The organism is Psychromicrobium silvestre, assembly GCF_013408295.1.
GTDB classification, from domain to species: domain Bacteria; phylum Actinomycetota; class Actinomycetes; order Actinomycetales; family Micrococcaceae; genus Renibacterium; species Renibacterium silvestre.
Genome location: NZ_JACBYQ010000002.1, coordinates 182,831 through 209,017, shown reverse-complemented (window position 1 = coordinate 209,017; position 26,187 = coordinate 182,831). Strand labels below are relative to the sequence as shown.

Sequence of the window (26,187 nt, the reverse complement as noted above, 5' to 3'; positions counted from 1 at the left end):
ATCATGGTGAACCGCACGAAACTAAACGCACGAAACCAGACAACAGAAGCTAAACGCCGGAATCTAAACGCAGAGTCAGCGTCGGACGATAGTAGCCAACTGCTCGACGGCTAAGCGGTAACCATTGATCCCGGCCCCGACGATTACCGCATCGGATACCGCCGAAAGGTAGGAGAAGTGCCGGAAATCCTCACGCGCGTGGACATTCGAAATATGCACTTCGACCGTGGGCAGGCCTACCGAGGCTAGGGCGTCGCGTAGAGCGACGGAGGTGTGCGAATAGGCACCAGCATTGATGACTATCCCGGAAGCGCTCTCGCGAGCAGCGTGGATCTCATCGAGCAGCACGCCCTCGTGGTTCGACTGCACGCAGCGGACGGTGAACCCGTTGGCGGTAGCGGTTTCCGCGCACAAGGCTTCAATATCGGTCAGGGTTGAGGTGCCATAAACGGCCGGTTCACGGCTGCCGAGCAGGTTCAGGTTCGGTCCGTTGAGAACCAAGATCACACCACTGGAAGTCATGTCTTCAGTATGCCTTATGGCTGCGGGACACTGACGATACGCAGCGAAGCGAGCCTCTCGCGAATCGCCTCAACTGCCTCAGGGGGCAGCCCGTCATCCGAGATCATCTCATCGACTTCCTCGAAAGAAGCGATCGAGGAAACCCCCAGAATGCCCCATTTACTGTGATCGGCGAGCACAACGACTCGACGGGAAGCCGCGATCAGGGCACGATCCATCTCCGCCTCAAGTAAGTTCGGAGTGGTAAAGCCCACCTGGGGATCCACCCCGTGTACTCCCAGAAAAAGGAGGTCAAGGTGTAGCTGGCTCAGCGAATGGGTGGCAATTGGCCCCACCAGGGCGTCGGAGGGAGTTCGCTCGCCACCGGTCAGCAGCACCGTATTCTGCGAGGGAGTCTCATAGAACACGCTGGCAATTCGGACCGAGTTAGTCACGATGGTCAGTCGGTTCATGGCGCTGAGTCGTTTGGCCAGTGTCCAGGTGGTGGTTCCGGCGCTCAGCCCTACCGCCATCCCTTCTTGCACCAAGGCGGCGCCAGCCCGGGCAATGGCGTCCTTCTCCGGTTGAGCCTGAGTGGATTTCACCTCGAAGCCCGGCTCATACATGCTCGGCTCGGCTCGAGCTTTCGCGCCGCCGTGGATCTTCTCCACCGCTCCCGCATCGTGCAGTACATCAATATCGCGGCGCACGGTCATCAGCGAGACCTCAAGTGCCTGTGCCAGATCGGCAACGCGCAACACTCTTTCCCGTTGCACCATCTCGACGATCACGGCACGTCTCGCATCAGCGAGCATGGGCATCTCCTGTGTCTAATCTGATCTTGTCTAATCTAACGACGGCGGTCCGGCCGGCTTGCAGTCTCAACTCACCATTCAACTCGGTGCCGCTCAGCAATTCGAATCCGTTCAGTGCGGTCTCCACCTGCTGTGTGCCGTGGTTGATCACGAAAAGCCATTCCTGTCCTTCGCGCATCCGCTTCACCGCTTCCACCTCCGCAGGCAATCCAGACACCGCCGGGGCAATATCCGCCCCGATCAAGCCAAGCACTTCGTCAAGCCCCTCCCGGTTAAGTTGGGTACCCACATAGTAGGCCTGGCCTGCACCGAAATCGTTGACCGTTACGGCGGGGGAGCCTTGTACCGCTCCCGAGAGGTAATCAGCCAAGCTCCGGGCCGTCGTCGTCCGCCCCAATTCGCTCCATTCTCGCCCCTGGCCGAAGCGCCCGAGTTCAATCGTCTCATCCTGGCGCAAGGGGAAGAACTCTTCGATCCGCACTCCCAGCAGTTCCCGGAGCGGCCCGGGATAGCCACCAAGGTGAATATGTTCATTTTGATCGACGATAGCGGAGAAGAAGGTCACGACCAACCGACCTCCGGAATGCACGAAGGCTTCCAGATTGGCTCGCCCGGCGTCCGTCATGACGTACTGCATAGGCGCGATCACTACCCGATAGGAGCTCAGGTCGTCGGTGCTGCGCCGGAAGTCGGTGCCGATTCCGGCGCGATAAAAGGCGTCGTGCCAGCGACGAGTCTCCGCGATGCCGTCCAATTCGTTGTGCGGATGGGAATCCAGTTCACGCCCCCAGCGAGAATCCGTATCGTGCAAGATCGCTACCGGAGCCGGGGCCACCGTGGACCCAGCAACCTCGGCGATCGCCTTGAGTGAGCGGCCAAGTTCCAGTACTTCGCGCCAAACCTTGGTGTCGGTACCGGCATGCGGAAGCATCGCCGAATGGAACTTTTCGCCCCCGGCGGCGGAAGCACGCCATTGGAAGAACAACGCCCCGTCCGCCCCACGAGCAATGTGTTGTAGGGAGTTGCGCAGCAGCTCGCCCGGGGCTTTGGCGATATTACGGTTCTGCCAATTCACCGCCGAGGTGGAGTGCTCCATCAGCAGCCAGGGCTTGCCTTGTGCCAGGCTGCGGGTTAGATCCGCGGTCATCGCCAATTCCTGGAAATTACGGGGGTCCTCGGCGATTAGATAGTGGTCGTTGGAAACCACGTCCTGTTCCTCGGCCCAGCGCCAGTAGTCCGTGGGCTGATGGACATTGGGCATGAAGCCCATGAAATTGGTGGTCACCGGATGAGGGGAAGCCTTCCGCAGGATCTGCGCCTCGGCACTGAAACATTCCAGCAGTGAATCGGAAGTGAAACGCGCCCAGTCGAGTTGCTGGCAAGGATTGATGAAGGTTCCGCTGCGCCGTGGCGGCTGGATCTCTTCCCAGTCGTAGTAGTGCTGAGACCAGAAAGCCGTTCCCCAGGCGGTGTTCAACTCCTCAAGATCGCCGTAGCGCTTCTGCAACCAACGTCGGAACGGTGCCTCGGCCTGCGCGGAGTAATCAGGGATATTGTGGCAACCGTATTCATTGTGGACGTGCCAGAGTACGACGACGGGATGCCCGGCGTAGCGGTCGGCGATCGCTTGGGTGAGGGCAGCGGCGGCACGGCGGTACTCCTGGGCGTGATGGCTGAAACTTTGCCTGGAGCCAAAACCCAACCGGACGCCGTCGACCGTTACCGGTAGCGCCTGCGGATACTTGCGCACCCACCAGGCGGGAGGGGAAGCCGTGGCATTCGCTAAGTCCACCCGGATGCCACCGGCGTGAAGCAGATCGAGTATCCGATCCAGCCAGCCAAAATCGTAGCGACCCTCCTCCGGCTCCAGTAGTGCCCAGGAGAAGATTCCGACACTGACCAGGTTGACTCCGGCCTCCTGCATCAGCCGGATGTCCTCCTCCCAGATGTCCTCCGGCCATTGCTCCGGGTTGTAATCCGCACCGAAGGCGAAGGCCCGTGGGGTTGTTTCGTCCCCCAGTTTGCGGGTGACGTATTCCATGGACATGTGCATTCCCTTGTGCGTGGTCGGTTTGTTCTGGAACTGGGTCCTCAGCCCTTGCTGGAACCGAGGGTTAGCCCTGCGACGAACTGACGTTGCAGGAAAAGGTAGATGATCAGCGTGGGCAGCACCGTGATGATAGCGCCCGCTGCAATCAGATTGTAGTTGGAAAGGAACTGGCCTTGTAGGTTGTTGATCCCCGCGGTGATTGGCAGCAAATCGCCGCTTTGAATGAAGAGTAGCGGCCAGAAGTAGTCGTTGTAGACGAAGATAACTTCTAGGGTGGCCAGCGCAGCGATGGCAGGCTTGCAGAGCGGCATGATGATTGACCAGTACTGTCGCCAGATGCCAGCGCCGTCCACCAGGGCAGCCTCGGTCAGGTCAGCGCTGAGTGCCTTCATGTAGTTGCTCAGTACGAAGGTGCAGAAACCGATTTGGAAGGCTGTGTTCACCGCAATAACCGCGAAGGAGGTGTTCAGCAGGCTGCCGGACGGGCTCAGCGAATAGGGCAGCTCAATATGCTTGAAGATTTCGAACAGCGGGGCCGCTAGCACCTGTGGTGGAAGCAGATTGCCGGCCGTGAACAAGATCAGCAAGGTGACGTTGAACTTCCAGCTGACTCGGCTGACCGCGAACGCCATCATCGAGGCCAGGAAGAGGGTGATGAGCACGGTGGGGATGGTGATCAGCGCCGAGTTCCCTAGGTACTTTAGTAGACCGGCCTGAGTCCAGGCGTCAATGAAATTCTGGAAATTGAAGTCACCGGCGATGCTGAAATAGCCGTGGGCATCGGTCGATGCCTTCGGGCGTAGCGCGGTGTAGATGCTCCACAGCAGTGGAATGAGCCAGATTACCGCCATCACTGCCAGGAAGAGGTGAGTTCCCCAGTGCCACTTAGTTTTCTTATCGCGGCGCTCGCCGGCACTCCGGACGGCGGGTTTTTCTCGGGTAACGGTGCTCATGCTCGGTCCTCTCTCCGGAAGGTGCGGATCAGATACCAGACGATAGGAACCAGGGAGATCACCAGCAGGATCACCGCGAGTGCGGAGCCGACGCCGATCACTTGGCCTTCGCCAACTAGGTTCTGGATCACCAGCGCGCTGAGCAACTCCAGGCCGTTTTTGCCCTGGTTAATCACCCAAACCACATCGAAGGCTCGCAGCGATTCGATGATGGTGATGACCACGATGATGATGTTCACCGGGCGCATGGCCGGGAAGACCACCCGGAAGAAGGTCTGCCTGGCATTCGCGCCATCCAGGGACGCTGCCTCTTTCAGGGTGGGATCAACCCCCTTCAGGCCGGCTAAGTAGAGGATCATTACATACCCTGCATGTCTCCAGGTGGCCGCGATCATAGCCGCCCAGATGTTCACCGAGGAATCACCAAACCAATCCACCGCTTGAGGTGTTCCCGCGGTGCCCAGCAAAAAGTTCAGCAAACCGTTGTCCCGGTTGTAGAAAAGCTGCCAGATCACCCCGATCAACGCCATCGAAAGCATCACAGGGATGAAGAAGATGCTTTGGTAGATCCTGCTGCCGCGAATTTTCTGGTCAAGCAACACCGCAAGCAGTAGCCCGAGTGGGGTGCCGATCACCCCGAGGAACAGCAGCCAAAGCACATTGTGTCCAACGGCTGGCCAGAAGGGTGGGTAGTCCTGCGCGATGAACCGGTAATTGTCGAGGCCGGCCGACTTCAGGTCACTCAGTTCAAGGCCATTCCAACGGGTGAGGGACAGCCCGATGGAAAGCAGCGTTGGCCCCCAGACTAGTAACAACTCGATCAGGGTGGGAATGCCCACCATGAAGGAGAGAGCCACAATGTCGCGGCGAGAGAGCCGTTTCAGTTTCCGAGGTTTTCCGGCGGCTTTGCCGGATCTTGTGGAGAGTGTCATCGTCTCGCTATCGCTCACTGGGCGGCGTAGAGCGTTTTGGCTTGTGATTCCAGATTCTTAACATCCACGCTGCCGTCCTTAATGAAGCTCTGCAAAGCCGGAATCATCACGTTGCTAGCCATGGCAGGCAACGCGTCCCGATCAAAGAACTGGCTGAGGTTCTTGGCATTGGCGATGGTTTCGGAGAGCTTCTTGCTCAGGGTGGAGTAGCTGCTGGTGTCAGCGCCCTTGGCAGTGGGCAAGTTTGAGGTGTCCACCTTGTAATAGGCGTTCTGCCCTTCCGGTGTGCCGATGAAGTTGACGAAATCTCGTGCAGCCTGGTTCTGCCCGCCCTTTTTGGAAAGCATTAAACCGTCGATAGGAGCTTCTACCGATTCCTGTCCTTCCACCGCGATGGAGGGGAAAGGCAGGAACTCAATATCTGCCAGGATGGCGGGGTCGGTGAATTGCTGGGTGAGGAAGGAGCCCAGCAAGTACATGCCGGTCTTTTTCGCGGCTAGCGCACCGGCCGCATCCTGCCAGGTCTGTCCCAGGGCTGCCGGGTCCTGATAGGGCAGCAGGGCTTTCCAGGTGTCGAAGACGTCGCTGACTTTCTTCTGATCCCAGCTTTCCTTATGGGCGCATAAATCCGTATGGAACTGGAAGCCGTTCAAGCGCATGTTGATGTAGTCGAAAGTGCCCATTGCGGGCCAGCCATCCTTATCGGCGAAGCCGATCGGAATCAGGCCGTCCTTCTTCATCGTGGCACAGAGGGCTTTGAGCTCGTCGAAGGTCTTCGGCTCGGCGTAGCCCTTGGCCTGCCAGAGGCTCTTGCGATAGAAGAAGCCCCAGGGGTAGTTGTAATTGGGGACCAGATATTTCTTGCCGTCCGCGCCTGTTGAGGCTTTTTTCAGGGCGTCGGAGAAGTTGCCACCGATCTTGTCCCAGACGTCATCGATGGAGGCAAGCAAACCCTTCTGCGCGTAATACTGCATCCGGTATCCCGCAAACCAGGTGAAGGCGTCATCGGGGCTGCCCTGTAGGTAGGTGTTGATCTTGTTCTGGAAGTCGTTGTGTGGAACCACGTTTGCGGTCACATTGTTTCCGGTTTTGCTCTTAAAGGCGGCTATTACGGCTTCGTAGGCCCGCTTGGGTACGTCATCGGAGGAGCCGGAACCGAAAGTTAAGCTGTTGGAGCTCGAGCTACTTCCACCGCCGCACGCTGCTAGCAGCGGAGCCCCGGCAAGAGCCACCGCGCCGATGCCGAGGCCTTTGAGTAGGCTACGGCGGCCTACGAGCTGATTTGGTCGAACAAATGACGAGTGCTGCGCTGCGGACATCATCTCTCCCTAATGAAACTGGTGGGATCGCGGATTTATGTCGAGACGTCCGCGATCTTTGCCCCAAGAATAGATCAAGTTATCCCATAAAGGAACAAAAAGGACCATAATATTACGAGTAGGCATGAGCTGGATCACATAAAAACGAAGGAGACACCATGGGAATGTCGTTAGGTATGGTCGGGGCTGGGCAGTTTGCCGGTCAATTTGCGGAGCTGTTTCAGCGTCATCCTGACGTCGCCCAGGTCTTCGCTACCGATCTGCTGCCGGAGCGGGCGGAGGAGCTGAGTCGCTCCTTGGGTTTGGCGGGAACCTTTCCCGATTTCGAGGCAATGTTAGCTTCCTCCGAGATCGACGCCGTCGCAATTTTCACCCAGCGCTGGACGCATGGCCCCTTGGTGGTTCAGGCACTCCGGGCCGGAAAACACGTCTATTCCGCGGTTCCGATGGCGATCTCGGAGCAGGAGATCGCCGCCATTATCGAGACCGTTCGACAGACCGGACTGGTCTACATGATGGGCGAGACCAGTTACTACAACCCCGCTACCGTCTATGCCCGAAAACACGGAGCGGCCTTTGGCCGGATCTTCTACTCCGAGGGAGACTATGTGCACGATATGGACCTCGGCTTTTACGAGGCGTACCAGTACAGCGGCGGCGAGAATTGGAAGACGACGGCGAGTTACCCGCCCATGTTGTATCCCACCCACGCGCTGGGCGGAGTGCTGGGCGCGCTGCCCGGTCATGCCGTGAGCGTGAGCTGCCTAGGTGTGGTCGATGATCGGGGTGACGGGGTTTTCGACCGCGAGGTTAGCCAATTTGGTAATGACTTCTCGAATGCGAGCGCCCTTTTCGAACTCAACGACGGCACCGTGGTGCGTACCAACGAGATGCGCAGGGTGGGCTATCCCAGCCCGATCCGAGAATCACGGTTCCGGTTTTTCGGCACCGAGGCGAGCTTTGAGCAACTGGCCACTGTCAGTCTTTGGCAGGATAAGGAGAAGGTTGTCGACGTCTCGGACGAACTCGCCACGGACGACACCCTGTCCCTAGACGATCCGTCTCTGCAGCATGTTGCTCCCGCGCTTCGCTCAGCCTTCGTCTCCGGTCATGCTCAGGTCCATGACGTGGAGCGCTTGCCCACGGAGTACATTGGGGCACCCAACGGACACGAGGGTAGCCATCATTTTCTGGCCGATGACTTTGTCCGAGCCGTCACGGATCAAGCGCTCCCGCCGGTTAACGCCTGGGTCGCTGCGCGATTCACGCTGCCGGGTATCGTTGCACATCAATCCGCCCTGCAAGGTGGTGTTCGCTTGCCGATCCGTGATTTCGGAAACCCGCCCCAAACCCAGTTCTAACTCCCTCTTACCCCTGCCTACCCCAAACCCCGCACCCATCCGTCCCAATTCCTTACCCAGTTGTCCCACTGGGTGTTACAGAAGTGGCAGACGAGCCCGCAAAACGTGGACGTTCTTCACTCTGGTAACACTCAGTGGGATAGATGGGAGGGCGTAGGCGGGCTGAATGGGACGGAGGGGAAGACGCGGGTTACTTTTTGAGGCTTTCGGAGATCAGCTGCATGATTCCGGCGTCGGCCAGGGTGGTTGCATCTCCGGCTTCCCGGCCTTCCGCAATGTCCTTGAGTAGCCGTCGCATGATCTTGCCGGAGCGGGTCTTCGGCAGTTCCGGCACCACCAAGATCCGCTTAGGCTTGGCAATCGGGCCAATCTCCTTGCCAACGTGGTTCCGCAAGGTCTGCTCAATCTCAGGATCGTCCACGGCGGAGCCCCGGAGGATAACGAAGGCGACCACAGCCTGCCCGGTGGTTTCATCGGCAGCTCCGACGACGGCGGCCTCCGCCACGGACTCGTGGCTCACCAGAGCGGACTCGATTTCCGTAGTGGAAAGCCGGTGACCGGAAACATTCATCACGTCATCCACCCGGCCGAGCAGCCAGATATCGCCGTCTTCATCCTTTTTGGCACCGTCGCCGGCAAAATACATGCCGTCGAAGCGGGACCAGTAAGTGTTCTTATAGCGCTCCGGATCGCCCCAGATGCCGCGCAGCATCGACGGCCACGGGGACTTGACTACCAGGTAACCGCCTTGGCCGTTCTCCACCGATACCCCCAGGTCATCAACCACATCGACCTCGATGCCGGGCAGCGGAACCTGGGCTGAGCCGGGCTTGGTTGCCGTGACGCCTGGCAACGGGGAAATCATCATGCCACCTGTTTCGGTCTGCCACCAGGTATCGACAATTGGAGTCCGGCCGCCGCCGATCACCTCTCGGTACCACATCCAAGCCTCGGGGTTAATGGGTTCGCCCACCGAGCCGAGCAGTTTGAGCGAGGACAGATCGTACTGATCTGGAATCTCCCGGCCCCACTTCATAAAGGTCCGAATGGCGGTTGGGGCAGCGTAAAGGATGCTCACCTTGTACTTCTGTACGATCTCCCACCAGCGGCCCTGGTGTGGAGTGTCCGGAGTGCCTTCGTACATCACCATCGAGGCGCCGTTCACCAAGGGTGAGTAAGCGATATAGCTGTGGCCGGTCACCCAGCCGATATCGGCTGCGCACCAATAGACATCGGTTTCCGGGCGCAGATCGAAGACATTCTTATGTGAATATGCCGTCTGGGTCAGATAACCACCGGTGCTGTGCAGAATGCCCTTCGGCTTACCCGTGGTGCCCGAGGTGTAGAGGATGAAAAGTGGATGCTCGGAATCGTGTGGCACGGCGGTGTGTTCCGGATCGGCGGTTTCCACGGTCTCGGACCACCAAAGATCACGGCCTTCAGTCCAGGCCACCGGCTCGCCGTTACGTTTCACCACCACCACGTGGTTCACGGTGTGCCCGGGAGCGACGAGGGCCTCATCCACCGCTGGCTTAAGCGAGCTGGGGGCTCCTCGGCGATAGGTGCCGTCCGCCGTCACCACGAGCTTGGCTTCCGCGTCATCGATCCGGTTACGCAAGGCATCGGCAGAGAACCCGCCAAAGACCACCGAGTGAATGGCACCGATTCTGGCGCAAGCTAGCATCGAGATAACGGCCTCGGGGATCATCGGAAGGTAGATCGCTACCCGATCGCCCTTGGCGACGCCGAGCGCCTCGAAGGCGTTAGCGGCTTTTTTCACTTCTTCGGTCAGCTGGGCGTAGCTGATCTGCCGGGAGTCGCCGGGTTCACCCTCCCAATAGATCGCTACCCGATCCCCGATGCCTGCTTCCACATGCCGGTCTAGGGCGTTGTAAGCGGCATTGATCTCACCGCCGACGAACCACTTCGCGAAGGGCGCATCCGACCAATCCAGGGTTTGCTCAAAATCCTTGCTCCAGCTCAGCAACTCCCGAGACTGTTTTGCCCAAAACGCCAGCCGGTCCTGTTGAGCCTCCTGGTAAAGCTCGGGCTGCGCAACGGCATGGGCGGCGAACTCCGGACTCGGTGGAAACTTGCGATTCTCGTGCAGCAGATTTTCGAGTGCTTCGCTCGGTGGATTCTCGCTCATCTTTGACCTCAGCTTTTAGAAGTATCTGGATTGATTTCTACCCTAGCGCTCCTCGCTCCGTGATGGTGTCCCAGCTCACAGGATGTTAAGTTCTGGTACGCCAAGTGGTGCCGATTATGAGCCAAACTGACCACTCTTGAGCGTCCTTGAACTCAGGAGTGCTTTGGGTTTGCCTAGCCGGGTTACTAGTCTGTAGGGGAGGTTCGCGTCGAAAAGGGAATGAGCGCGGACCGACAAGGAGATGAAAATGAGCGAGACACAAGAGACTACTGCCGTTAGCCAGGTATCAGCCAAGGCAGCTGAGCCGACGGCGACGGGCAAGCCCCAGCAGCAGCCCGCCAGAGCGGTCTTGGGTCCGTTTTCGCTGCGTGACCTGGTGGCGATAGCTGCCGTGATAGTGATATTCATCGGCACGCTCATCCCTCTTGTACGTCCAGGGATAGGTAATTTCTGGACTACCTCCGCCTTGTTCTTCCTAGCCGTCGGCATTTTGCTACCGCTGGTTGTACTCGGGCTCTTGGTCGCCCGACGGGTCAACCCCACGGGCAAACTGGTGATTGGCACCTTGACCGTTGACCAGTTCGGCTCCGTGGTGGCCTCCTTTGCGGTCGCCTACTTCTTCCTGCAGGTGGTGACCGGGGCCGGATCCTTGGTCGGAATGGTGATCGCCCTGATTGGCGCGTTGGTCCTGTTGGCCGCTACCGTGCTGGCCCGCTGGATCCCTGCCTTTGGCGAGGTAACGGCGCCAGTCCAAGCAGCTCCAGCCGCCCAGGTAGCTCCAGCCGTGCAGGCAGCGCCTGCAACTACACCGGAGCCCGCTGCGGCGGAGGCGCCCGTTGATGTGGCTGGCTCGACTTTCGTTGATCCGCTCACCCAGGCAGCCGGAACTGCCGGAGCTACTGGAGCCGCTGTAGCGCCCGAGGTTGCTAGCGAACCTCCCACCGATTCGGAGCCTGAAGCTGCGGCAGAGTCTCAGCCGGCGGCGGAGCCAGTGGCAGAGTCCGTGGATGAGCCCGTCGTGGAACCAGCAGCGGAACCGGAAGTGGCCGCCGAACTCGAAGCCGCTGCCTCTGCGCCGGAAGCTGCCAAGGAATTTGAATCCCCGGCTGAGCCAGAACCTCAGCCCGAAGTTGCCGCTGCCCCAGAAGCCGAGGAGCCGGCGTCGTCCGCTCCGGTGGAAGCCAAAGAGCCGGAGAGCTTCGCAGCAACCGTGGATCCCGCGAGCCGACCAAACCAGAACACGGCGGGTGAGTTGGTCCAGGAAGCCTTCTGGTTCGCGGTGGACAAACCCAAGGCTGTGGTGGATGAGCACAGCGGAGCTTTCCTTTATAACATCGAACCCGGAAGCTGGTTCCTGGCCTTGCAAGATCGTGGCTACGACTACGTAGTGCAAAGCCCGGAAGGCAAGGTGGGGTTGCTGCGCGACCTGCGCAATATTGAGCGTGCACCACAGGATGGCTAGGACGCCCGAGCGCGCCTCGGCGGAATCCTTGCTGGCGCTCAAGCGGAGGGCGCGGAAGATCAATCGGACGCTCGCCGAGCAGTACCCCTACGCGCATGCAGAGCTGGATTTCAGCAACCCCTTTGAGCTACTTGTCGCCACCGTGCTCTCGGCGCAAACCACGGATGTGCGGGTCAACCAGGTCACTCCGGCGCTTTTCGCCCGCTATCCGGATGCGCGTGCGCTGAGTCAGGCTCAGCCAATAGAACTCGAGGAGATCATTAGGCCGACCGGCTTTTTCCGGGCGAAGGCTAAATCTCTGATGGGCCTGGCCAGCCGGATTGTCGATGAGTACGACGGCGAGGTGCCGGGTTCGCTGGCGGCGCTGGTAACGCTCCCGGGAGTGGGCAGGAAGACCGCGAATGTTGTGCTGGGCAATGCCTTCGGGGTGCCTGGAATCACCGTGGATACTCATTTTGGCCGCCTGGCCCGCCGTTTTGGCTGGACCGAGTCCGAGGACCCGGTAGCGGTGGAACAAGAAGTTGGCACTCTGGTTGAGCGATCGGAGTGGACCATGCTCTCGCATCGGGTGGTTTTCCATGGTCGAAGGGTGTGCCATTCCCGCCGTCCCGCCTGTGGTGCCTGTGCGGTGGCTGGTTTGTGTCCTTCCTACGGCATGGGTGAGACCGACCCGCTCAAGGCTGCCAAGTTGCTCAAGTACGAACTTGCGCCGGGAAATGAGGCGCTGCTGGCTGCTATGCTCGCCGATACCTCCGCGGCCGCGGAGCTCAGGCAGGAATTTCAACGGAAGAACGTAGTGCCCAGATGAGTGCTTTGACGGACCTTCAAGAATTCGCCGCACGGGCCGCCGCCGGAAAGGTTTCGGCAATGCGCGACGAGATCCGGGATATCACTATGGACCCGGCAACCATCCGGCATGCCGCGGTCCTTATCCTGTTCGGTAGCGACCTACGGGGAGCGGACGCCGAGCCTGAGGATTGTGATGTGCTTCTGGTGGAGCGGGCCGCCACCCTGGATGATCATCCGGGCCAAATCGGATTCCCCGGTGGTGGCCTGGAACCGCAGGATGCCGATGAGAGTTCGGCCGCACTACGCGAGGCGGTGGAGGAGACCGGGCTGGACCCCGCCGGGGTGCAGATTTTGGCTGAGTTGCCAGCTACCGGGTTGCCGGTAAGTAATTTCATGGTGACGCCGGTGCTCGCTTGGTGGGCTGCGCCGTCGGAAGTCTTTGCGGTGGATTTGGCCGAGTCTGCGCGAGTCTTTCGGGCTCCGCTGCGAGACTTACTCAACCCCGAGCTGCGGCGGACCTCTACCATTACGCGCGGATCGAATACCTTTCGTAGCCCGGCCTTTTTGGTTCAGGACGCGGTGATCTGGGGCTTCACCGGAGGCATCCTCAATAGACTTTTTGATGAGCTGGGCTGGTCCCACCCCTGGGATCACAGCCAGGAAATGCCAGCCCCTTTGTGAGCCGCTACTTCGCCTGGTCGTAGTGATCGACGACGGCGATGCTCACCGGAAAATTGATCGGTACCTTTCCGAATATCAGCTCCGCGGCCGAGTTTGCGGCCCCTTCGATCAGCTCATTGACTTGCTCCACCGAGGATTCCGGGCTGTGCACCATAACCTCGTCATGGAGGAAGAACACGAGCTCGGCACCGAGCCCAGGACGTGCCCTTAGCCCGCGTCGTAATTCGGCCAGCCAGCAGGATGCCCATTCGGCAGCGGTGCCCTGAACCACGAAATTCCGGGTGAAACGCCCCCGGGATCGAGCCAGATTGTCCGCCCAGCGCTGCTCTTGCTCGGTGGTGCTGCGTTGAGCTTGGAGCCACCTTTCGGACGGTGGCGGGCAACTGCGGCCGAGCTTGGTGGTGACGATTTCGCCACGCTCTCCGGCGCGGGCGGCCGCTTCAACTAGGCCAACGGCTTGTGGGTAAGTACGCGCCAACTGCGGCATAAGTCGGCCGGATTCGCCGGTGGTGGCACCGTACATGGCGCCCAGCAGGGCGATTTTCGCCTTGGCGCGGTCCCCACCGAAGCCCTGGGCCGCGATGCCGGCGTAAAGGTCATGGTCCTGCGCGGCTTCGGCCATTTTGCTGTCCTGAGCTAGCGCCGTCAGTACCCGGGGCTCCAGCTGAGCGGCATCGGCCACGATCAATTTGTACCCCGGATCGGCGTGTACGGCGCCACGAACTTGCTTGGGGATTTGCAAGGCTCCGCCGCCCCGGGAAGCCCAACGTCCGGAGACCACGCCGCCCACAACATACTCCGGGCGGAATCTTCCGTCCTTCACCCATTGCTCCAGCCAACTCCAGCCGTTGGCACTGAAGAGTCTGGAGAGCTTCTTATAGGCAAGTAAAGGAGCAATCGCGGGGTGTTTCGACTGTTGCAACTCCCAGCTGCGAGTGGTTTTGACCTCAATACCGGCTCGGTGCAGTGCCCGCATCAGCTCCTGCGGAGAGTCGGGGTTGAAAGGATTTCCGCCGAGTTTCTCTCTGAGCTCGGCAAGGAGGGCTTCCATTTTGGCTGGCCTTTGGATGCCCAGGGCCGAGCTATCCGGGCGCGGTCCCAGCGTCTCCTCTAGAAGTTTCTCGTGCAGATCCGTGCGCCAAGGAACTCCAGAGTGCTGCATCTCAGCAGCAATCAAGGCTCCCGCGGATTCGGCTGCGAGCAAGAGCTGTAGGCGCTGTGGATTCTTTGATTGGCTGACCGCCTCCAACTGGGCGCGTAACTCCGCGATGAGTTCGGTGCTCTCCGGTCCGCGCTTGCGGCTGGCTTGGTCGAGGTCATCGAAAAGGCTTTGTTGATTTGGGTTGAAAAAGCCTCTTGGAGCGGTATCTAGGGGTTCTTCGATCGGCACGAAATCGCGAGGGTAATCCGTTTCCAGGGTGAGTTCGGAACCGGCGAGAATGGGGCGGCAGAGAGCCAGATCATGGCAGCGTTCCACACTGACCTTGGCTTCCAGAAGGGCTGGGTACCAGTTTTGGGCGCGGTCCCAGACCCAGCGTGGACTGTTTCGGCTCTCTCGGTCACGCACCGCTTCTGGAAGATTTGTCCGATCAACGAGGTTCGTTTCGGCTTGGGCTTCACCCCGGGCGTCGAGAGGGGTGAGTGTTACTTTCCCTCCCTCGGAGTCCGCGAGCAATATGTACATACCTCAATTGTGCCGCCCCGGGCCGACAGCCGTTCTCATTTACGGCGGAATTGAGGACAGATTGTGTCCGGGTTATCTGGGCTCCGTTACTCGTTCTTTGGCTTGAGCTGGCTTGAGCTGGCTTGAGCTGGCTTGGTCTGGGGGGGGAGGGGGCTTCGGCCGGGAGCCCTATCACTCCTCCTGCACAAGGCTCAGTTTCGATCAGTTTCCCCCACATCCGCGGGGGTACCGCTACTCCGGGAAACCCCAGTGCGGCACGCTATTGCCATGACCACCGCATCCAGCCTCAGAAACGTAGCTCCGGCTTCCCGGCAGCCGGTCTACTTCCGGAGTTCCTCAGAATCCCTGGGCATTCAAGTAGCTACTGCTGCCGCAGCCGCTGATGTCACTTTGGTCACCGAGATACCGGTGCAATCCGGAGTGGCCGCCATCTTGATCAGCATTGAGTCCTTGGATCGATACCCGCCCCGTCATCGGGGTGTGCCAACCATGCTGCTCGGCCCGGAATCGGAAGAGGCAGAGATGTGGGCGGCGGCAACGAGTACGGGCATTGACCATGTGGTGCCCTTACCGAGAGCCTCAGCCTGGCTGGCGGAGTTTCTCGGTGCTCTTCATAGGGTCCCCGAACGGGCAAATCTGATTGCGATACTCGGTGGCTGTGGTGGGGCCGGAGCCTCAACCCTGTCCTGCCTCATCGCAGCCGCCGGAGCCAGGAAAGGTGCTCGGAGTCTTCTGATTGACGCGGATGCCTGGGGATCAGGCTCGGAAGGAATGCTTTGCGCAGACCGGGTAACAGGTATCACGTGGACTGATTTGGCTGAAGCTATGTCGGAAAAGGACATTTAAGAGTTGGGATTCTTATACGGGCAGAGCATTTTCGTTACAGAATCTCGCTACCTAGTCTGGTCAATGAGCTCAGCGATTACCTGTGATCGTTGCTGGCTGAGCTTGCCTAATTTTCGGGCTCTGTTTTGACGTCCGACCCATTCGCGTACAGATCTCGCGTCAGGGTTGATCCTGGCATCGGCTGTCGTTGGAAAACCATGCTCAGCGATGTAAGCCTTTGAGGTTTCGAACCGACGCTCCCAATGCAACCCCTCGGAGCCCGTTCTGCTCATGTTGTATCGACCGACATGATCTATCACCCAGTCGGATGTCTCCACGTCGAGACGTCCAGCAGCCCGCGCGCTACGAAGCGCCTGGGCATACTCAAGGAGAAAAATCTCTTCCGGATTCGTAGAGTTCGAGTGTGGATTCCTACCGTAGCGTGCACGCCAAACCTCAAGCCGTTGCACGAAATCTGCGAGCCTGCCCGCCGTGATCGGAACAACATACGCCATTCAACCGGTCATCTCCTCACATTGTTAAGCCGTATCGGATGATCAACAAAAACCATCTAAAGAGGTGGATCGTGGTTGGTACATTGCACCAACCACGACCCACCTTTAAGGAACCTACTTACCGAGCTTTGAAGCTAACTGCTGATCGGTGGATTCCAACGTCTGCGAAGCATGTCGCAGGTACGCGGCAAGACCCTCCAAGCCGCTGACGGCTTGCTGTGCGCCCTGGGTGAACTGGGCATACTCGGACTCGAATGCCTTCGAGGAAGAATCCGTCACATAACCAGAAGCGACTAATGACTGAATTTGACGCTGCAACTCAGAAAGTTTGCCTTCTAGATCAGCCCGTCCGTTATCCAACTGCGTACCGGCAGCATTCAACTCACCATAAGAAACATTCAAATTCGTCATATAATTACACAACTTTCAATATTTTATTTTTCGACTTGTGGAAATATCTGTTTTAAAGCGGAATGTTGATTTGACACTCTGTTACTCAAACTATCGAGAAAGTTCGTCCTGCCAGTTCGGATAATCTTCAAACTTTGGATACCACTCGGGGATCCCGACTTCGGTTCGTGGGTACCGTTGCAGGTCAAGCAGGTAATTTTCTGGCTGTGGTTCAATGTGCCAGTTTGGCTTGTCGTCATAGTTGAATTTCAGCTTAATCTCAGTAGTCGAGCGGTCAACCGTGACCTCGGCCGACAGCCAGGTGCCACGCCCCTCCTGTGAAAAAGCTGATTTCATCTCTTCCAAGATGTCCAATGCCCCAACAGGCATTGAGGCGTGTTGGGTTTCTCCGGCCGAGTCAATGTAGTCGCACTGAGACTGTGAAATGTTCCCCACTTCTGCGTAGAAAACGATAATTTTTGACCAGTCAGAAGTTGCCAATGCAGAAACGAGAAAATTTCCTAAGTCAGTTTGCAATTTCATTATGTTTTCGTTCATCGATGACTTCCTAATTCTTGAACGTTTGAGTCTTCAGTGGACCGCTATCAATCTGGTACTCAATTCTATAACGTTTTGGGCGGAAGTTGTCAGGACTCGGATAGTCAATATTTATCTTCACCTTGACCACTTTGCCTTCAGCAATTGCTTTAGCCCATTCCTGCTCCAACGCGTAATATTCACGTTTCCCGAGTCTGTTGAGGTCGTTGCGCATGGCTGTGAGGTTGATGGCTTCTCCGGGGCCGCCGAACTGTGTGCCGAAGATGTGGCCGCCGTCGTCGGTTGGTAGCCTGTCCGGCACACCGGCTATCTTCTGCTGATACGGATTCCTTACCCCAGGTGTCAGACTGTCCAGCGTCGCCGACCCTTCGGTAACTTGGCCTGATGCATTGGTTTTGAAGCTGAACTTCTGATCAACTACGTATGTGGTGTTGGGCTTCACCTTATTGAGTTGTTTATTCCAGGCACCGGGAACACCGGCAGTGGTGCGTAGCACGTCATCAAGCTTGCTACTGACTCCGCTAAACGCTCCCGACGCACCAATTTCTGCTTTCAACCCGGTGGTGATTTTGCTTAGTCCGAAGGGGAGGAAGCCTGCTGCGAGGTCGGCACCAAAATGATTGACTTTACCTCCGTTAGCCGCGGCGTCGATACCTACACTGACGCCAGTGTTCACGGTCATGCTCGTGGTGAGCTTCACCCACGCCGGCGCTTTCGACCCGAGGTAAGTAATGTTTTTGATGACAGCGAGTTCCCTGACTAACGCCGTGGTCCTGCCAATAGCCGCCGCGGCGGAACTAATCCGCCCTGCGATAGAAGCCGCGGTGGCACCCACCCGGGTAATGATCCCAGCCACCCTGGTACCAGCCAGGGCGATCCGCCCCACCACCGCAACATTACCCACAACCTCAGAAGCACCCACCGTGAACACCGCTAACAGGGCCGCCCCAGCCTCAAACGCGACCGTAAACGCCAACAACTCAGCAAGTTCAGTCCGGATAGAGTTATGAGCCTCATCCAAACCAGCAGCATAAGAATCACACGCATCACCAATATCCGTGCAGTGCTGCGCAGTCTCTTGCACGAAGGCTTTGAACTCACCCAGTTTGGTCAAAATCAGGTTCAGATCCGGTGTAACCAAAGACAGCAAAGGGGTTTGAGCGTTACCAAGACGATCAGCCACAGAGTTCAGATCATTACCTGCCTGCTTCCAAGCACCAGCAGCCTTACGTAACCTGTCCGGGTCACCATTAGGCCAAACAGCCCCGCAGACCGACTGGATCCATTCCCACCCTTCCGGTAACCCCATCGACTGCCCCACAGCAGAAGGCACCATGGCAGAACACCCCATAGAAGCATCAGAAATATCCGCACTAACAGCTGCCATCCCCATCGGCGACCTACCACCGGAAGCATAATGCTCCGCGTCAGCCCACACATTCGCCGTATCCGCCAGCCTCTTAGCCAGAACACCACACCCTGTCCTAGCAGCGCTGATACCCATCACAACGTCTTGAGCTGCAGGGTTGTACTCACCCGCGAACCTGACCCCGCCGTCGTCATTCCCAGCCATCGTCTCCGTACCCGCCAACCCAGCAAGTAACGCAGAGTGAACCTGATCAACGCCGTGCTGAGCCAACACCAAACCCTCAGCAGCCTCCACATAGGACGCTGTCCTAACGAGCAGGCGCATGACTAGACCCAGCCCTGTTTGATCGCATCAGAGGCCGCAGCGTATTGATGTTTGGCGTTAGCGACCCAATTCGTGAAATGCTCCACCTCCGCCACCATCGCCTGCTCCTCCACCTGCCACCTATTGATCTGGGCAGTAAAAGCCGTAGAAGCCTGACCATCCCAACCAGCAGCCACCCCAGTAGCACGATTACTGACCTGCTCATGAAGATCCATCGCATACACCGTAATCGCAGCCAACTCCTCCAACAAAGCAGCTATCTGGGCATCGTCAGCCTCAAACGTCGCGCCCATTACCAAGCCACCGGAACATTCCCACCACGCGAGGTAGCCGAAGACGCTGATGGTGAAGATGTAGTGGGTGCGGGCGGTAACCCCGCCAGGGCAGACGTGTTCTGCGCAGCAGCGGTGAGTTCTTTCTCGCTGACCTCATACGCCCCGGCACTCACCCCCGCAAAAGACGCTAAACCATTCAACGCTTCCCACACACCCTGAGCACCCCGAAACCACTGATCGAAAATGCCAGAAACCTCATCAGAAGCAACACCAGTCCACGAATCACCAAGAACCTGTTTCGCTTTCCTCTCAGCGGCAACCACACGACGCTCCAACTCAGCTGCATGCTCAGCCAAAGTTCCAGAGAACCCACGCAAAGCAACAGAATCAACCCGCAAACCCGACACCAACCACACCCCCAACACAAACAGCGATACATTTCACATCTTATTAATATACAGAGTAGACGAAACTGAATGTAGATGACAATACCCGTCGGTCAGTTGTCGGGGCTGGTAGTGGTTCAGGCTAGGTGGCTGGTCTGGGTGGGTTCAGATTTTCCCGTGTTTCAGGAGTTCGTGGACTGGCATTTCGAGGATTTCGGCTAGCCCTACCAGGGTGGAGAGTCTCGGGTTCGATGGTCCGGTTGCATCTTTGCGCCCGGAGGAGCGTCCGCTTTCGATGAGTTGAACTTGGTTCTTCGTCACTCCCGCCCTGAAGGCAAGAGCCTCCTGGGAGAGCCCGCGTTCCTCGCGAAGTCGACGCAAGACGATACCGAACTGTTTTGCTTTCGTTTCATTCCAAGCCATCCTTCAAGCGTGAATATCGGACCTGAAATGTAACACCCTATATAAAAGACCGGATATAGTTGTCTATTGAGATGTGTTGGCTTCTTCTCGGCCTGGCGTTGCTGATCGGGTGAGAACTGTTGATGGAGGGCTTTGATGGAGATGCGTCGAGGTCAAGTGCAACTGAAAAGTATTGCCATGCTCAGAGCGTGCATGGACGTGGAAAAGCTTTCTGTTGGTGAGGTGGGGAAACGGGTTGGTTGTTCGAAAGGTTTTATCTCCCATCTCCTCGCTGGACGTCGAGATAGTTGCAGTCTGCAATTGGGGGAGCGCATCGCTCGCACTCTGGGGGTACCCCTTGAAGTTTTATTCCTCACTCACGACTCACAAGCTCCACGGTAAGCGGCAAACCTCCCAGCTCGTTTCAAGGTTTGAGGTGTTAAGCTAATCCGTCATGGACCACAGTGAGCCGTCACCGACAGGCGAACAGCCCTCAGGACAACCATTAGGAGAGCCAGTCCAGGGTGTTCTGTTGAGAAAGGCTGATCTTCGATTTTCGGTTGTCCTCACCATCTGCGAAGTCGTTGCTAGTGTCATAGTTTTTAGCCTGGCTCAGTCTGCTGGCCTCGGTGACGTGGCATCTTATCTCTTGGCTTGTATCGTGCCGGTCATGGGTGCGGTGGTGTACTTCCGGCGCTATCGATTCTTTAGTGCAGTATCAACGATCATTCTTGGTGTCACACTGCTCTCCGTTGTCGTGACGCTTCTGTGCTCGCCGGATCCTAAGATGCTTCTGTATAAAGACTCGATCATCGTGGGCACCGTGAGTCTGGTCTTCTTCGCCTCAATGCTGTTCCCCAAACCCTTAGCCTTCTACTTCGGCCAACGACTCTCAGCCGGTGGCGGTAAAGAGAACAGAGACTGGTGGTACAGCCTCTGGGAACACCCGTACTTTCGAACCGCGCAACGCAAAATCACCATCATCTGGGGGACATGTTTTCTCCTCCAAGCCGCCATAAACCTACTCATCGTCACCGTCGGGACCTTCACTCTCGGCTACATCGTCAGCCAACTCCTCCCCTTCGCCGCAGTCGCCCTAGCAATCTCCCTCACCCTACGGATCGCCTCACAAGCCATGAATGACCAACACGATATGGACTGATGGGACGCTGCCCCCACCAAGTACACACTCGTTTCAAGCTGTACCTCCAGCGTCTGTCTGCTCGAATGTAGTTCTGAGTCTGAGGTGGCGAACCTTAAGTGCGACTTCTCAACCAAATTTGAGGATCTTGACTTAATTAGGCTGGGGCGTTCATCTGACCTCGGATTATTGTTGCGTCTTACCACCCTCTATACAGCCTTGCGGAGCACGATGTCGAGAAGATCCACGGCTCCGGCCTTGTCTAGGGGATTGTTCTTATTTCCGCATTTGGGTGATTGCACACAGGAAGGGCAACCGGATTCACATTCACAGGAGGCAATGGCGTCCCTGGTGGCTGCGAGCCAGGTACCGGCCATTTCGAAGCCGCGTTCGGCGAAGCCTGCGCCACCGGGATGCCCGTCATAGACGAAGACAGTAGGGACTCCGGTATCGGCGTGCAGCGCGGTGGATACCCCACCTACATCCCAACGATCGCTGGAAGCAACCAGCGGTAGCAAGCCGATGGCTGCATGCTCGGCGGCATGCAGGCTACCGGGAAAGCGAGCCTGCACCAGTCCCTGAGAAACCAGAGAGGAGCCATCGATGGTAAACCAGAAAGCCTTGGTAAAGAGATCCCGAGCCCCCAACTGCAGGGGCTCCTCACCGAGTACCTCATTGGAGACTAAAGCCTTGCGTTGGAAGGAGACCACTTGGGTTCGCACCTGAACCTCCCCGAAATGCAAGGTCACCGGCCCCCACTGCTTCTGCCTCAAGGAGTTCAGCACCTCGATCTGAGTCACATCGCGAGCCGTGGTGTAGTAATCCGGCCAGGCTCGGCGGACCGCCACATAGTGGTCCTCCTCATTGAGCTCCTCGACCAGATAACTCAAGCCTTGATGAATATAGACCGCGCCGGTATGAGCCTGATAATGCGACTGTGGTGAGCCCATGGTGCCCAGCACCGTTCCGGTATCCGCCTCAATAATATTGATCGGCCCGCCGCCCTCCGAACGCAGATTGACCATCGCCGCTGGGCTCTGTGGATGAGTCCAAAACCAGCCCGCGGGCCGACGGCGCAGGTATCCCTCGGCCACCAGCGAGTCCAGAATAGTTTCCGTGGCCGGGCCGAAAAGCTCCAGATCGGCTGGCCCCAAGGGGAGCTCGGCAGCAGCGGCGCACAGATGCGGACCGAGTACAAAGGAATTATCCGGATCGAAAACGCTCGCCTCTACCGGAACGCCGAAGATCGCTTCCGGATGGTTGACCAGATAGGTATCCAGCGGATCGTCACTGGCAATAAAAGCCGCCAGCGCATCTTGGCCTGCCCGGCCCGCGCGGCCGAACTGCTGGAAGAGAGATGCCCGGGTGCCGGGCCAGCCGGCCACCAGCACAGCATCCAATCCAGAGATATCGATGCCCAGTTCCAGTGCCGAGGTGCTGGCTACGCCGAGCAACTCGCCGGATCGCAAGGCTCGCTCCAACTCGCGCCGTTCTTCGGGCAAGTATCCGCTCCGATAGGCGGCGATCCGGTGAGGCAGGCTAACGTCCACCTCTTCGAGCAGCCGCTTGGCATTGCCGGAGATCGCCTCTGCGCCGCGGCGGGACTTAATGAAAGCAATAGTGCGAACATGCGCGGAGACCAGATTCGCCAGCAGCTCGGAGGTCTCCGCAATGCTGGTTCGACGCTCGGGAGCACCATTTTCACCGGTCATTTCGCTCAGTGCCGGCTCCCAGAAAGCAATGGTGGTAGCCCCATGCGGGGAGGCATCGCTGGTTATCGCGGTTACCGGGGCTCCGATGAGGCGACCAAATGAACTTTCCGGGTCCGCCGAGGTGGCCGAAGCCGCCATGAAGACCGGATCGGCGCCGTGATGCTGGCAGATCCGGCGCAATCTACGCATCAGCGCAGCCACATGGGAGCCAAAAACTCCCCGATAACCGTGAGCTTCGTCGATGATCACATACTTCAAGCGGCGAAAGAAGCGAGCCCACCATTCGTGGTTCGGCAAAATACCGAAATGCAACATGTCCGGGTTGCAGAGCACAAAATTGGCGTGATCCCGGATCCAACGCCTGCCCGAAAGCTCGGTATCACCGTCGTAGGTTTCGGCCCGCAAATGCGGTAAGCCCAAGGCTCGCAGGGCCGTGAGCTGATCGGCGGCGAGTGCCTTGGTAGGGGAGAGGTAGAGCGCAACCGCATCTTCGCCGTCGTCCAGAATTCGCCCCGGCATAGCTGACTGAGCCAGTTGCGCGCGATGAATAGCGTCCAGCGCCGGGAGCTGATAGGCGAGGGATTTGCCGGAGGCGGTTCCGGTGGCAATGATGACATGTTGACCCGCATGAGCCAGCTCGGCCGCCTCGGCCTGATGTCGCCAAGGCTCATGCACACCGAGGGAGCCGTAAGCGGCCACAATGTCCGGATGCACCCAGGACGGCCACGGGGCAGTAACTGCCTCCCTGGCCGGTAGTACGCGGACATGACGAAGCTGCTCGGGGTCCGGGCCCCGACCCAGCAACCTCAGCAGCGAATTCTCAGTGTCCACCGTGCCATTCTGTCACCCGGCCTAGGTGCCTGGCGGCGGTTCGGTAGCCCACGCCAGATCGGCACACGAGCTAGCAGCCCAGGCACAGCGCCTGGTATCCCCTTTCAAGCCCGGTATTCTTGAGGGGTGGCAATTCAGCGAATCGTGCTTTTCTACGCGTTCACCCCGGTGGCAGACCCGGAAGCGATCCGGCTATGGCAGCGCGCGCTCTGCGAGCAGCACGGTCTCACCGGCCGGATCATCATTTCCCAGGACGGCATTAACGTCACGCTCGGTGGCGAACTTCAGGCGCTCAAACAATATGTGAAGTCGACCAAAGAGTATTTCAAGGGCGTCGACGTCAAATGGTCCGATGGCGGTGCGGCGGACTTTCCTCGGCTCAGCGTCAAGGTGCGCTCCGAGATCGTCAGTTTTGGGGCACCCGGTGAATTGAAGGTTGATCAGAACGGCGTGATCGGCGGCGGTAAGCACCTGCGCCCGGAAGAACTGCATGAGCTGGTGGACCAGAAGGAAGTTGTCTTCTTTGACGGCCGCAACGCCTTCGAAGCCCAGATCGGCAAATTCAAGAATGCCGTGGTGCCGGAGGTGGCAACCACCAGGGACTTCATCGCCGAACTCGACTCCGGTAAATACGATGACCTCAAAGACAAAGCCGTGGTCACCTACTGCACCGGCGGGGTGCGCTGCGAAGTGCTTTCCAGCTTGATGGTGAACCGTGGCTTCTCCGAGGTTTATCAGCTCGACGGCGGCATTGTCCGTTATGGCGAAAAGTACCGGGACGCTGGGCTTTGGGAGGGCTCACTCTACGTGTTTGATCAGCGGATGCGAATGGAGTTCAGCGAGGAAGCCAAGACGATCGGTAGTTGCGTTCGCTGTGGGGAGCCGAGCAGCGATTTTCATAATTGCGCCAATCTGGCTTGCCGCACGCTGAACCTGTACTGCACCGACTGCGCGAGCGAGCCAGCGAACCTGCGCTGCCCCGAGGGCTGCGAAAGCCTGGTCGGCTGAAAACGCCACCAGCAGCGCCCTCAGCAGCACCCTCAGCAACACCCGGGAAAACCCCTGGCCGAAGCCAAAAGGTCGCTAAAAGTAGCCAATTTTATGCCCAAATCCAAGGATTCCGTGATTAGCATTAACCGTCATGGACTACGAGATCAGTGACGACCCCGCTCGGATTAACCTAGAAGCCATCTGGCAGTTCCTTTCCACGGAAGCGTACTGGGGACGCCAGCGCAGCCGGGAAGAAGTGGAACGCCAGATCACCGGCGCCTGGCGGGTAGTCGGCGCCTACCGCGCAGGAGGAAACGAGCTGGTGGGCTTCGCCCGCGCCGTCTCGGATGGCGTCGGCTTTGGCTATCTGGCTGACGTTTTCGTCCACCCCGAACACCGCGGACACAGCCTGGGTAAGCGCATTGTGTCGAAGATGATCGATGAGGGCCCGGGCGCCACCTTCAGATGGACGCTTTTCACCGCTGACGCGCACGGACTCTACCGGCAATTCGGTTTCGTGGAACCGGATGGCTCGGCGATGGTCCGTCCCGCCTCAGCCATGTCCTGAAGAACTATCCCGCGATCAACTCCTTGACCGGGCCTTCGTGCAGCGCCAGATAGACCCGATCCCGCAGCGAGTTAGCCTCAGCCACAGTCAGCGTCCGGTCTAGGGCCTGCAAGGTCAGCCGGAGCAGCACATTTGCCTGCCCATCGACCATCCCCAGCCGGGTGGCAGCCGCGGCGGGCAGTTCGGCAAGCGGGGTGTTCGCCAGCACTTCTAAGGAAGCCAGCACCTCGGCAGAATCACCCAGCGCACTACGAGCCGCATCCCCTAGAGTCTCCACATCGGCCGCGGAGTCACAGACCAGCGACAGATCGCGGCGCATCGGGGGCATCAAGGACACCGCCCGCCAGGGCTGCAGATCTAGCATTTGAGATTGCACCCGGGGATCGGCGGAGCGCAGTAGCCGAATATCGTCGATTCCTTTCCTCAGCATGAGCGCCCGGTCCAGGCCCATCCCCATAGCCAGCCCACCCCAGCGCCGCGGCTCCAGCCCGGCCGCTCGCAGAATCGGGGTGGCAATTAGCCCACATTCGGCCAGTTCCAGCCACTCACCGCCCACCAGCACATCGAGTTGATGTCCGTGCGAAGTATAGGGATGTTGGGTCGGGGTAGCTCGCCATTTGCAGCCCGGAAGTACGGCTTCGGCCACCAAAGCCATGAGCTCCTCCAACTCGGCTAAGCCGAGCAGCCCCCGAGATTTCACCCGCCACAGATCGACCTGGTGCGGGGTTCCCACATGGTGTCGATCCACCGCGTCCCGTCGATACACCAAACCCGGCAGCACGTGCAGAGTGTCATAACGGTCCTCAACGGCGCGCAGGCTGTCCAGTAACGCGGGGATGCCGGCCGAGGTGTGGCTTCGCAACATCACGGTGGGCGAAACATGCCGCGAATATCTGGAATCACGGGTCACCGCTCCGGGGCTGTACCCCAGGCGGTCGTAGTTGTCTCGGGTGGCTACTAGTGGATTGAGCCGGTGGGTTTCGCTGGGCACCCGCCACCGGGTTTCCAAAGCTTGCACGACGTCGTTTAGCAGCTTTTGGAGAGCATGCTCCCCGGCTGCCGGGTCGCTGAGATCGCGCACGGCAAGGGCAGCATTGAGATCTGTGAGGGAAAGATAGTTTTTCATCGGAGGGCTTTCGGTTGAAGTGAGAGGGGAAGGGACTCCCTCGACCGAAAGCTGCCGGGACGTTTAGCGCAGAACGATA

25 protein-coding genes are annotated in these 26,187 nt (G+C 58.7%); 9 read left to right on the top strand and 16 right to left on the bottom strand.

All coding sequences use genetic code 11. From position 1 onward, the window contains the following. Positions 1-75: 75 nt before the first annotated feature. From aroQ to FHU41_RS09005, 6 genes are read right to left on the bottom strand one after another with little or no spacing between them, the layout of a single operon-like run. Complete coding sequence (gene aroQ / locus FHU41_RS09030) at positions 76-522, bottom strand: type II 3-dehydroquinate dehydratase (protein WP_179389361.1); 447 nt, start codon at positions 520-522, stop codon at positions 76-78. A gap of 14 nt (positions 523-536) precedes the next feature. Continuing rightward, entirely contained in the window at positions 537-1,316 is a 780-nt protein-coding gene (locus FHU41_RS09025) for a DeoR/GlpR family DNA-binding transcription regulator (protein ID WP_179390379.1), read from the bottom strand. Next, the gene (locus FHU41_RS09020; protein WP_246279586.1) at positions 1,306-3,363 is read right to left on the bottom strand and encodes a beta-galactosidase; all 2,058 of its coding nucleotides are present in this window, start codon (positions 3,361-3,363) and stop codon (positions 1,306-1,308) included. The genes FHU41_RS09025 and FHU41_RS09020 overlap by 11 nt, the downstream gene beginning before the upstream one ends. Before the next feature lie 44 nt (positions 3,364-3,407). Continuing rightward, positions 3,408-4,319, bottom strand: coding sequence for a carbohydrate ABC transporter permease (locus FHU41_RS09015; protein ID WP_179389360.1), 912 nt, complete (start codon positions 4,317-4,319; stop codon positions 3,408-3,410). After that, a complete protein-coding gene (locus FHU41_RS09010; RefSeq protein ID WP_179389359.1) occupies positions 4,316-5,251 on the bottom strand; it encodes a carbohydrate ABC transporter permease in 936 nt (311 codons plus the stop codon). Before FHU41_RS09010 ends, FHU41_RS09015 begins: the two co-directional genes overlap by 4 nt. A gap of 14 nt (positions 5,252-5,265) precedes the next feature. After that, positions 5,266-6,570 (bottom strand): ABC transporter substrate-binding protein, encoded by a 1,305-nt coding sequence (locus tag FHU41_RS09005; protein ID WP_246279585.1) that lies wholly within the window; start codon positions 6,568-6,570, stop codon positions 5,266-5,268. A gap of 158 nt (positions 6,571-6,728) precedes the next feature. Between FHU41_RS09005 and FHU41_RS09000 the strand changes: the two genes are divergently transcribed. Further along, the gene (locus FHU41_RS09000) at positions 6,729-7,931 is read left to right on the top strand and encodes a Gfo/Idh/MocA family protein (protein WP_179389357.1); all 1,203 of its coding nucleotides are present in this window, start codon (positions 6,729-6,731) and stop codon (positions 7,929-7,931) included. A gap of 190 nt (positions 7,932-8,121) precedes the next feature. Here FHU41_RS09000 and acs read toward each other — a convergent pair whose 3' ends face one another. Then, on the bottom strand, positions 8,122-10,080 hold the full coding sequence (gene acs / locus FHU41_RS08995; protein ID WP_179389356.1) for an acetate--CoA ligase: 1,959 nt from the start codon (positions 10,078-10,080) through the stop codon (positions 8,122-8,124). 247 nt (positions 10,081-10,327) lie between these two features. Between acs and FHU41_RS08990 the strand changes: the two genes are divergently transcribed. Genes FHU41_RS08990 through FHU41_RS08980 form a run of 3 tightly spaced genes read left to right on the top strand, consistent with a single transcriptional unit; the run spans position 10,328 to position 13,012 of the window. Next, positions 10,328-11,542: a hypothetical protein gene (locus tag FHU41_RS08990; protein ID WP_179389355.1), complete on the top strand. Its 1,215-nt coding sequence runs from the start codon at positions 10,328-10,330 to the stop codon at positions 11,540-11,542. Then, the gene (nth, locus tag FHU41_RS08985; protein WP_179389354.1) at positions 11,535-12,350 is read left to right on the top strand and encodes an endonuclease III; all 816 of its coding nucleotides are present in this window, start codon (positions 11,535-11,537) and stop codon (positions 12,348-12,350) included. Before FHU41_RS08990 ends, nth begins: the two co-directional genes overlap by 8 nt. After that, positions 12,347-13,012 carry an NUDIX hydrolase gene (locus FHU41_RS08980; protein ID WP_179389353.1) on the top strand — a complete coding sequence of 222 codons (666 nt, stop codon included), beginning with the start codon at positions 12,347-12,349 and terminating at the stop codon, positions 13,010-13,012. The genes nth and FHU41_RS08980 overlap by 4 nt, the downstream gene beginning before the upstream one ends. Positions 13,013-13,016: 4 nt before the next feature. Here the strand turns inward: FHU41_RS08980 and FHU41_RS08975 are convergent, their stop codons facing one another. After that, complete coding sequence (locus tag FHU41_RS08975; protein ID WP_179389352.1) at positions 13,017-14,696, bottom strand: bifunctional 3'-5' exonuclease/DNA polymerase; 1,680 nt, start codon at positions 14,694-14,696, stop codon at positions 13,017-13,019. A 267-nt stretch (positions 14,697-14,963) separates the two neighbouring features. Here FHU41_RS08975 and FHU41_RS08970 point away from each other — a divergent pair, with 267 nt between their 5' ends. Continuing rightward, positions 14,964-15,542 (top strand): CpaE-like family protein, encoded by a 579-nt coding sequence (locus FHU41_RS08970; protein ID WP_179389351.1) that lies wholly within the window; start codon positions 14,964-14,966, stop codon positions 15,540-15,542. Between the two features lie 608 nt (positions 15,543-16,150). Here the strand turns inward: FHU41_RS08970 and FHU41_RS08965 are convergent. From FHU41_RS08965 to FHU41_RS08940, 6 genes are all read right to left on the bottom strand, one after another. Beyond that, positions 16,151-16,447 carry a WXG100 family type VII secretion target gene (locus FHU41_RS08965; protein WP_179389350.1) on the bottom strand — a complete coding sequence of 99 codons (297 nt, stop codon included), beginning with the start codon at positions 16,445-16,447 and terminating at the stop codon, positions 16,151-16,153. 90 nt (positions 16,448-16,537) lie between these two features. Next, a complete protein-coding gene (locus FHU41_RS08960) occupies positions 16,538-16,984 on the bottom strand; it encodes a hypothetical protein (RefSeq protein ID WP_179389349.1) in 447 nt (148 codons plus the stop codon). Positions 16,985-16,994: 10 nt separating this feature from the next. Further along, positions 16,995-18,623, bottom strand: a complete 1,629-nt coding sequence (locus tag FHU41_RS08955) for a DNA/RNA non-specific endonuclease (protein ID WP_179389348.1) — start codon at positions 18,621-18,623, stop codon at positions 16,995-16,997. A gap of 56 nt (positions 18,624-18,679) precedes the next feature. After that, the gene (locus FHU41_RS08950; RefSeq protein WP_179389347.1) at positions 18,680-18,970 is read right to left on the bottom strand and encodes a WXG100 family type VII secretion target; all 291 of its coding nucleotides are present in this window, start codon (positions 18,968-18,970) and stop codon (positions 18,680-18,682) included. Further along, positions 18,970-19,359, bottom strand: a complete 390-nt coding sequence (locus FHU41_RS08945) for a WXG100 family type VII secretion target (protein WP_343046297.1) — start codon at positions 19,357-19,359, stop codon at positions 18,970-18,972. The genes FHU41_RS08950 and FHU41_RS08945 overlap by 1 nt, the downstream gene beginning before the upstream one ends. A gap of 144 nt (positions 19,360-19,503) precedes the next feature. Then, a complete protein-coding gene (locus tag FHU41_RS08940) occupies positions 19,504-19,761 on the bottom strand; it encodes a helix-turn-helix domain-containing protein (RefSeq protein WP_179389345.1) in 258 nt (85 codons plus the stop codon). A 135-nt stretch (positions 19,762-19,896) separates the two neighbouring features. Here FHU41_RS08940 and FHU41_RS15495 point away from each other — a divergent pair, with 135 nt between their 5' ends. Together FHU41_RS15495 and FHU41_RS15300 are read left to right on the top strand one after the other, a co-directional pair. Then, positions 19,897-20,142 carry a helix-turn-helix domain-containing protein gene (locus FHU41_RS15495; protein WP_179389344.1) on the top strand — a complete coding sequence of 82 codons (246 nt, stop codon included), beginning with the start codon at positions 19,897-19,899 and terminating at the stop codon, positions 20,140-20,142. Between the two features lie 52 nt (positions 20,143-20,194). Continuing rightward, entirely contained in the window at positions 20,195-20,902 is a 708-nt protein-coding gene (locus tag FHU41_RS15300; RefSeq protein ID WP_281360621.1) for a VC0807 family protein, read from the top strand. A 188-nt stretch (positions 20,903-21,090) separates the two neighbouring features. Here the strand turns inward: FHU41_RS15300 and FHU41_RS08925 are convergent, their stop codons facing one another. Next, positions 21,091-23,424, bottom strand: coding sequence for a DEAD/DEAH box helicase (locus FHU41_RS08925; protein WP_179389342.1), 2,334 nt, complete (start codon positions 23,422-23,424; stop codon positions 21,091-21,093). 126 nt (positions 23,425-23,550) lie between these two features. Here FHU41_RS08925 and trhO point away from each other — a divergent pair, with 126 nt between their 5' ends. Then, positions 23,551-24,432 (top strand): oxygen-dependent tRNA uridine(34) hydroxylase TrhO, encoded by an 882-nt coding sequence (gene trhO / locus FHU41_RS08920; protein WP_179389341.1) that lies wholly within the window; start codon positions 23,551-23,553, stop codon positions 24,430-24,432. A 133-nt stretch (positions 24,433-24,565) separates the two neighbouring features. Next, on the top strand, positions 24,566-24,982 hold the full coding sequence (locus tag FHU41_RS08915) for a GNAT family N-acetyltransferase (protein ID WP_179389340.1): 417 nt from the start codon (positions 24,566-24,568) through the stop codon (positions 24,980-24,982). A gap of 4 nt (positions 24,983-24,986) precedes the next feature. Here FHU41_RS08915 and srmL read toward each other — a convergent pair whose 3' ends face one another. After that, entirely contained in the window at positions 24,987-26,108 is a 1,122-nt protein-coding gene (srmL, locus tag FHU41_RS08910) for a PheS-related mystery ligase SrmL (RefSeq protein WP_179389339.1), read from the bottom strand. Positions 26,109-26,187: the final 79 nt, after the last annotated feature.